The sequence below is a fragment of the Paenarthrobacter sp. PAE-2 genome (genome assembly GCF_026013155.1).
Lineage (GTDB): Bacteria > Actinomycetota > Actinomycetes > Actinomycetales > Micrococcaceae > Arthrobacter > Arthrobacter ureafaciens.
This window is the reverse complement of record NZ_JAPDNV010000019.1, coordinates 65,048-72,220: the sequence shown is the minus strand read 5'-3', so window position 1 is coordinate 72,220 and position 7,173 is coordinate 65,048. Positions and strand designations below refer to the sequence as shown.

The following is a 7,173-nucleotide window of genomic DNA, read 5'->3' as shown; positions in this document are numbered from 1 at the left end:
CACGATCACCCCGGTCACCGCAGCCTAACCCACCCCTACTTTCGTATTAGTTGGGCAGGGTCGCGAGGGGGGACAGCGCCAGTTCCAGGACGAAAGCGACGGCGGCCGTCACCACCGGCGTGAGCACCCAGAACAGGAGAATCCTCCGGACCAGCCGGCGGTTGGTCACATGGAACCGTTGATTGGTGCCCGCACCCAGCGCGGACGCCGTCAACGTGTGGGTGGTGGAGAGCGGGAACTGCAGGCCGATCGCGCCCACGAACAGCATCACCGACGTCAGTGTCTGGGCAACGAAGCCGCGTAACGGATCGATCCGGATCATCCTGTACCCGAGGTTGTGCGAAATACGCCAGCCCCCAAAAAGCGTCCCCGCGGTCAACATGACGGCGGTGAGCAGGAGGATCCAGAAAGGTACGCTTCCCCCTGATTCCAGTCCGGCCGCCACCAGCGCCAGGAGGAGCACCGCCGTCGTGCGTTGGCCGTCCTGCAGGCCGTGCCCGAACGCAACCGCCGCCGAGGACACTGCCTGGGCCCGGCGGAAACGCCGGTTGATGACGTCCGGCTGGGCATACCGCGCAGCCCACGTGACGGGCCAGACCAGCAAGTACGCTGCGACGAAAGCCACCACCGGGGAGACCACCAAAGGCAGGACCACCTGGGTCAGCAGGACCGAATCCACGCCGTCCACAAAGTTGCCGCCTACCAGGACGCTTGCACCGCCTGCCCCGATCAGCCCGCCCATGAGGGAGTTGGTGGAAGAAAGCGGTATGCCCCGCCACCACGAGTACACGCCCCACAGGATCGCAGCAGACAGGGCGGAGGCAAGCATGGTCAGCCCGCCCGTCCCGGAGGGCAGCGTGATCCACGATTGCGTGAAGGCAAGCACGAAGCCGCCGCTCAGCATCGCACCAACAAAGTTGAAGATGACCGCCAGTAGTACGGCAACAGAGGGCGTCAGGGCGCGGGTCCGCGTGGACAGCGCGACGGCGTTGGAGACATCGCGGAAACCGTTGAGGAACGCGAATCCCGCGGCCAACCCCACCACCAGGACCAGGACGGCAGTGGTCACGTCAGGATTCCTTGACGATGATGCTGCCTACCTGGGTGGCGATCCTGCGCATGTCCTTGGTGACCTCCACCAATTGGTTGGCGATGTCCCTGTTCCGGGCGTACTGTGCGGACTTCATGTCCTGCAGCATCTCCGCCACCCATATGCGGTGCGTCCGCTCCGCGCGTTTGGCGAGCCGCAGTATCTCGATCCAGTAGTCCTCGAGCTCGTCGAGGTCCTCAAGCTTGCGCATGGCATCGACGGTGAGCTCGGCTTGGCGGCTGATGATCTCCAACTGGTCCGCGGCGCGCTTAGGCAGGCGGTCCAGTTTGTACAGGGCCACCAGTTCGCCTGCCGCATCCAGCTTTTCCATGGCCTCGTTCAGGAACCGGGACAGCGTGTACATGTCTTCGCGGGGGAGCGGATTGACGAAGCTCGTGCGCATGTGTGTCAGGAGGGCAAAGTGCAGGTCCAGGGACTTCGACTCGTGCTCGTGCAGTTCCTCGCTGAGCCGTTGATGTTCGCTGGCCGGAGCGCCGAGGATTTCGGACAGCGTCCCGGTGGCAGCCACGATCACGCCGGCCATCTGCGCGAGCAGGGCAAGGCCGGCAGGCTCTTGGGGAAAAAGACGCAGCTTCATGACGCTTCCGGTTCGGGGCGGATGGGGAGTGGGCTGCTCGACGTGATGCTGCCCTTTCCGTCACAACTTTACCGGCAGCGGCAGGCCGGTCGACGGCAGGACGGGGCGAACGTGGGAAGTTCTCCCCATGGAAAGCCCACTTACTTTTATGAAAGGCTAGGGGCGCCATTCAATAAATCAACTCAATGGGGGAATTGTGCGTATCAACAATGTAGTGAAGTTCACCGGTGTTGCGCTCGCCGGCCTGCTCGCGCTGACTGCCTGCGGTTCCAACGAAAGCACGACGGCGGCCGGTTCCGAGTCGTCGCCGTCCTCCTCTGCGTCGGCTTCTTCGTCAGCCTCGCCGTCGTCGTCCTCCTCGGCATCCGAATCCGGGAAGGCAGGCAGCTCCTCGGGCGCTTACAAAGCCGCATCCTGGGCCCTGCCCATCACTGATGCCGGCCAGAAGCTGGGCAGCATCAAGGGCGAGAGCTTCAACGTGGACATCTTCCAGGTGGCTACCGACGTTGCCAGCAAGGACAGCATGTTCGTGGACAAGGAAACAAAGGAAAACCTGCTCAAGAAGGGCGATCCCGTGGTGTACCTGAACTACGTGGTGACCAACACTTCGTCCGCTGAGATCCCGCTGAGCCACTCCTTGGTCTCGCCGAGCGCAAAGTACACGGACTGGAAGTACCTCGGCGGCATGCCCTCCGACTCCAGCAGCGACCAGTTCGAAAAGCACGGGCTCACCAGCCGCGGAACCAAGCTCAAGGAGGAGGCTCCCTTCAAGCTGGGCCCGGGTGAGTCCTTCAACATCGCCGAAAACTTCGCCTACACCGCAGGCAAGGAAGCGGAAGTGAAGGCAACGCTGACGCCGCAGGGTGCCGACGGCAAGCTCGACCACGACAAGAAGGAACAGGCCGAAACGACCATCACCCTGAAGTAGGGCATAAAAATGGTGCCGAACCGGATACGCCTCTCGGCGGTAGGCCGCTCGAAGCGGCTATAAGTTGAAGCCCGGGGGTTTCGCGGTTCGACACCAGTTTCAGTGTTCTACGTCGTGGAAGCTAAGTCAACATTGACAGTAAAGGCCGGAAGTGGGTAACTTCCGGCCTTCTACTGCCTGCGTTTGGGTGGGTCCGGAGGGTTAGTCCAACTCGCCCAGGCGCCACGCGTTCGCGGCATGCTCAAGGTCTTCGGCGGTTTTCACCAGCTGGTGCGAGTTCCGGGTGAGCTTGCTGGCGTGGCCCTCGTTGGCGTGTTCGGCGCCGTCGGCGAGTGTTGCCTGGCCGAGTGCCACAACCCGGCAAAATGCCGCCGAACGTTCCAGGGCGACGTCGAAATCGCCGTCGAAAGCGCCTGAGAGGATGGCGTCCGCCATGGTCTTCATCTCGTCGGCGCCCGGTGGCTCGGCGGCTCCTGCCACCACGTTGGAGACCTGGGCGGTGTCGCGGCCTGCGCGGAAGTAGACGGAGATCCGCTCCGGGTTCTGGATGGTGGCTGCGCGGAGTGCGTAGAGCCGCCACAGTGCGCCGGGCAGTGAGCGGGCAGGGCTCTCGGCCCACATCTCGGCGATGGCGTCCAGGCCTTGTTCGTCAGCGAGCTTCACCAGGCGACGGGTGACCGTGGGATCATCGCTGTCCCTGCCCCGACGGACCAGTGCCTGGGCCGCCAGGTGGGCAGCCTCCGAGACCCTGGCCGGGTCCGCGCCGCCCGCAAACGGCTCAAAGTCTATGGGGGCGAAGGGCTTCGGCTTATGGTGCCGGTTTGCTCCGCCGTACGCACGTGATCCTGGCTGTTCGCTCATGTGTTCACCGTACTCCTGTGCCCTGACGGGGTCGAGTAACGGTTGTCCCGGCCGGAACGCCTTCTTGGGGCGTGCCGTCACGACCCACTTTGCCGCCGTCGGCCGGCCGACACGCCGCTGTGGCGGCGCTCCGCCGTCGTGAGCTGCCCAAAGGGGGTCGTAGCCGCACGCGGGTTCCTGCGTTCTGCTGCCCCGCAAACAGTGAGGTACAGTATTCATGGCTGTTTCTACAGCTGGAGGGCCTTTAGCTCAGTTGGTAGAGCATCGGACTTTTAATCCGTGGGTCGTGGGTTCGAGCCCCACAGGGCCCACTCTTTTAGCGAAGAGTGGAAAACCCCCGGAACCACGCGGTTCCGGGGGTTTCTTTGTGGCCCATCAGGCGATGGCTTGGGTGCCGTCCTGGAAGATCGGATACAGCGAAAGCGGCGTAACCGTTGCGACGGCGGCAGGTTCCGCAGCCGGCGCAGGTGCGGGAGGCAGCCCATCGCGGACGATGTCCAGCGATTCCACGTCCAGGAGCCGCCGGTTGCCGCCGTCGTCCTGGAGCCAGAACAACCCGGTTCCGGAAATCGTCTTGACCACGGTTCCGCGGTGGTAAAGCCGGCCGTTGTGCCAGGCCTCGATGTGTTCGCCCTCGGTCAGCGGATGCGGTTCCTCATCGCTGCCCGGCAGCGTGCCGAAGGCCTGGGCCAAACTGGCTTGAGTCTTCAATGCTTGGAACAGGTCTGTATGTGCGATGCCCATGGTCGCTCCCCTCAGCTGGCTTCTTTGGCTATGAAGCCAGCCTCCCGCATCCATGTTGCAGGCTCATTGCGGGGTGATGTTCTGCGTGTGAAGATGCGGGGTCAGGGGAGAACCGGAGTCGCAGCCGGTGGGTCGAAATCGGTGGCAAAGGGAGCGCGAAGCGCGAAGGGGCCATCCGATAGTTCGTTGGCGGCCGCCGCAAGGACGTCCCGCTGGAAGGTCGGCACGGACAACAAGCCCTTCACGTAGGCTTCGACTTCCACTACCCCCAGCATTCCGCCGATGCTTACGTAGTGGAGCCATAACGACTCTGTACTGATGCGTCCTGCTGTCAGTACTTCTTGGAGCCCCCGACTCTGCTCTGGTTCGTTGCGGTCGAAGCCCATGTCCTGTGGCCTTTGCTTAGCCGGCTGCCCGAGGATCGCTAGACTCCCGAGCATTTCTATCAGACTAGCCCCTCTGCCCTCCAAGACCTATAGTTACCGGCTGCAAGACCTATAGTTACCGCTGCGGATATGCCGACGACGGCGGACGCGTGCCGGTGGGGCGCGCGTCCGCCGTCGTGGGTGGCGGAGTTAGCCGTTGATGGGTGTTGGTGGTTGTTCGCCGCCCAGGACGGCGAGGGTGTTGCTTGCGGCGAGGACTGCCATGGCGGTGCGGGTTTCGACGGTTGCGGAGCCGAGGTGCGGGACGAGGGCAACGTTTTCCAACTCGAGGAGCCAGGGGTGGACCTTGGGTTCTTGTTCGAAGACGTCCAGTCCGGCGCCGGCGATCTGCTTTTCGCGCAGGGCCAGAGCGAGGGCGGCTTCGTCGATGATGGGTCCGCGGGCGGTGTTGACCAGGTAGGCGGTGTCCTTCATGGCAGCGAGTTGTTCGGCGCCGATCAGGTGATGGGTGTTCGGCCCGTAGGGGCAGTGGAGGGACACGACGTCGGAGATCGCCAGGAGCTCGTCGAGTTCCACGCGGCGGGCGCCGAGTTCATCGGCGATCGCGGGATCGATTTCGCTGCGGGATTGGTAGGCGATCTCCATGCCGAAGGCCTTGGCGCGGCGCGCTGTGGCGATACCGATGCCGCCCATGCCGACGATGCCGAGGGTTTTGCCTTGCAGGCTGGATCCGAGGAGGAAGAACATGCCCCATTTCCAGGGCTGTCCGGCGCGGATGAGCCGTTCGCCCTCGCCGAGCCTGCGGGTGGTCATGAGGATGAGCCCGAACGCGATGTCGGCGGTGGCTTCGGTGAGCACGCCGGGGGTGTTCGTGGCGATGATCCCGCGTTCTGTGCAGGCCGGGACGTCGATGTTGTCGTAGCCCACGGCGACGTTGGAGACCACCTTCAGCTGGGGCCCGGCGGCATCGAGCAGTTCAGCATCGACGCGTTCGGTGAGGAGGCTGACGATCGCGTCGGCTCCGGCCACGCGGCGGAGGAGTTCCTCGCGGCTGATGGACCCTTCGCTTTCCCAAGCGATGACGTCGTGCTTGGCGCGGAGGTTTTCGAGGGCGGTTTCGGGGATGCGTCCCGTGACGACGACGCGGCTCATGCGTTCTCGATCCATTCACGCAGCCGGCCCAGGCCTTCTTCGATGGCGGGGGTTTCGATGCCGGAGTAGGCCAGGCGGATGTATTGGCGGTCTTCGCCGGGCAGGCGCCGGCCGAAGTGTTCACGGGTGCAGAAGGACACGCCGGTTTTGTAGAGGGCGTCGGAGGCGAAGTCGCCGACGGCGGTGTACCCGAGTTTCTGCATGGCCTCGGTGACGTCCGGGAACAGGTAGAACGTGGATTGCGGAACAGCCACGCTCATCCCGGGGATGCTGTTGACGATCCCGCAGGCAGCATCGCGGCGGCCCTTGAGGATGTCCAGCATGTTCCGGACCGGTTCCTGCGGGCCGCGGAGCGCTTCGATGCCGGCCCACTGCACGTAGTGGGTGGTGCAGGATTCATCGTTGGTGTTCAGGGTGGACAGAACCTGCGCGATGTCGCGCGGGGCCACGGCACAGCCCAGGCGGGAGCCGGTCATGGCGAACTTCTTGGAGAACGTATAGAGGATCACGGTGCGCTCGGCCATGCCCGGGATGGAGGTGATCGAGGAGGAGACGCCTTCGTACCGGGTTTCGAAGTAGGCCTCGTCGGAGAGGACCCACAGGTCGTGCTCGATCGCGATCTGTGCGATTGCTTCGCGCTCGGCCGCAGTGGACTCGGCGGAGATGGGGTTCTGCAGATCGTTGTAGATGATCGCGGTGGTGTTCGGGGTGATCGAGGCCCGGACCTGGTCCAGGTCGATCGCGAAACCATTGGACGTGGGCACGTAGCGGTAAGGCACGGCGGTGCCGCCGAGGTATTCGATCTGGGATTCGTAGATCGGGAAACCGGGGTTGGGGTAGAGGACTTCCTCGCCCGGGTTCATCACGGCCTGGAGGAACTTGGTGATAACGGGCTTGCCGCCGGTCATGACCACCACGTTCTCGGGAGAGAATCCGATCCCGCGGCGGGATCCGATGTCTTCGGCCAACGCTTCGCGCAGCTGCGGGATGCCCGGGCCCGGGCAGTAGCCGGTGTATCCATCGGCGATGGCCTTGTTCATCGCCTCAATAATGTGCGGGGCGGTGGGGATGTTGATGTCGCCAAGGTGGAAGGGGTAAACGAGGTTGCCCTTCGCCTTCCAAGCGGCGGCTGCCTGCGCAACGCTGAAAGCAGTTTCAGTGCCCAGGCGCTCAAGCCGGCGTGCGAGTTTCTGCATGTGCTGGTAACTCCTCATCGAGCTGATCAAAGCGGTAGCTTGAAGTACGCAACTAATATATTAGAGATGTATTAGCCTGTCTACGGTTTTCGGGAACCAACGCCGTCGTCCGGGATCTGGGCCCCCGACGCCGCTGAGCATCCGACCCCCGCCTGAGACATTCCGGAAATACAGCTGAAACCTCCGCTCCCTAAGCTGGCAATCAACCCGTCCGGATG

8 protein-coding genes and 1 tRNA gene are annotated in these 7,173 nt (G+C 63.8%); 2 read left to right on the top strand and 7 right to left on the bottom strand.

Features of this window, described 5'->3' with window-relative positions:
* Nucleotides 1–46: 46 nt before the first annotated feature.
* Complete coding sequence (locus OCL88_RS13195) at nucleotides 47–1,069, bottom strand: inorganic phosphate transporter (protein WP_264962807.1); 1,023 nt, start codon at nucleotides 1,067–1,069, stop codon at nucleotides 47–49.
* A 1-nt stretch (nucleotide 1,070) separates the two neighbouring features.
* The gene (locus tag OCL88_RS13190; RefSeq protein WP_264962806.1) at nucleotides 1,071–1,688 is read right to left on the bottom strand and encodes a DUF47 domain-containing protein; all 618 of its coding nucleotides are present in this window, start codon (nucleotides 1,686–1,688) and stop codon (nucleotides 1,071–1,073) included.
* A 196-nt stretch (nucleotides 1,689–1,884) separates the two neighbouring features.
* On the opposite strand from OCL88_RS13190, the gene OCL88_RS13185 reads away from it, so the two are divergent.
* Nucleotides 1,885–2,616 carry a hypothetical protein gene (locus tag OCL88_RS13185; RefSeq protein ID WP_264962805.1) on the top strand — a complete coding sequence of 244 codons (732 nt, stop codon included), beginning with the start codon at nucleotides 1,885–1,887 and terminating at the stop codon, nucleotides 2,614–2,616.
* A 201-nt stretch (nucleotides 2,617–2,817) separates the two neighbouring features.
* Here the strand turns inward: OCL88_RS13185 and OCL88_RS13180 are convergent, their stop codons facing one another.
* Nucleotides 2,818–3,477, bottom strand: a complete 660-nt coding sequence (locus OCL88_RS13180; RefSeq protein ID WP_021471313.1) for a hypothetical protein — start codon at nucleotides 3,475–3,477, stop codon at nucleotides 2,818–2,820.
* 238 nt (nucleotides 3,478–3,715) lie between these two features.
* On the opposite strand from OCL88_RS13180, the gene OCL88_RS13175 reads away from it, so the two are divergent.
* Nucleotides 3,716–3,788 (top strand) — tRNA-Lys (locus OCL88_RS13175).
* 64 nt (nucleotides 3,789–3,852) lie between these two features.
* Here the strand turns inward: OCL88_RS13175 and OCL88_RS13170 are convergent.
* The 4 genes from OCL88_RS13170 to OCL88_RS13155 form a co-directional block, all read right to left on the bottom strand.
* Complete coding sequence (locus OCL88_RS13170) at nucleotides 3,853–4,221, bottom strand: hypothetical protein (RefSeq protein WP_264962804.1); 369 nt, start codon at nucleotides 4,219–4,221, stop codon at nucleotides 3,853–3,855.
* 101 nt (nucleotides 4,222–4,322) lie between these two features.
* Complete coding sequence (locus OCL88_RS13165; protein WP_264962803.1) at nucleotides 4,323–4,661, bottom strand: hypothetical protein; 339 nt, start codon at nucleotides 4,659–4,661, stop codon at nucleotides 4,323–4,325.
* A 135-nt stretch (nucleotides 4,662–4,796) separates the two neighbouring features.
* Nucleotides 4,797–5,759 (bottom strand): 2-hydroxyacid dehydrogenase, encoded by a 963-nt coding sequence (locus tag OCL88_RS13160; RefSeq protein WP_264962802.1) that lies wholly within the window; start codon nucleotides 5,757–5,759, stop codon nucleotides 4,797–4,799.
* The gene (locus OCL88_RS13155) at nucleotides 5,756–6,955 is read right to left on the bottom strand and encodes a pyridoxal phosphate-dependent aminotransferase (protein ID WP_264962801.1); all 1,200 of its coding nucleotides are present in this window, start codon (nucleotides 6,953–6,955) and stop codon (nucleotides 5,756–5,758) included. Before OCL88_RS13155 ends, OCL88_RS13160 begins: the two co-directional genes overlap by 4 nt.
* Nucleotides 6,956–7,173 lie beyond the last annotated feature (218 nt).

What these genes read in the sequence shown, in the direction of transcription:
- OCL88_RS13190 (WP_264962806.1), bottom strand. Translation starts at nt 1,688, where the DNA reads ATGAAGCTGCGTCTTTTTCCCCAAGAGCCTGCCGGCCTTGCCCTGCTC.
- OCL88_RS13180 (WP_021471313.1), bottom strand. Translation starts at nt 3,477, where the DNA reads ATGAGCGAACAGCCAGGATCACGTGCGTACGGCGGAGCAAACCGGCAC.
- OCL88_RS13170 (WP_264962804.1), bottom strand. Translation starts at nt 4,221, where the DNA reads ATGGGCATCGCACATACAGACCTGTTCCAAGCATTGAAGACTCAAGCC.
- OCL88_RS13165 (WP_264962803.1), bottom strand. Translation starts at nt 4,661, where the DNA reads ATGCTCGGGAGTCTAGCGATCCTCGGGCAGCCGGCTAAGCAAAGGCCA.
- OCL88_RS13160 (WP_264962802.1), bottom strand. Translation starts at nt 5,759, where the DNA reads ATGAGCCGCGTCGTCGTCACGGGACGCATCCCCGAAACCGCCCTCGAA.
- OCL88_RS13155 (WP_264962801.1), bottom strand. Translation starts at nt 6,955, where the DNA reads ATGCAGAAACTCGCACGCCGGCTTGAGCGCCTGGGCACTGAAACTGCT.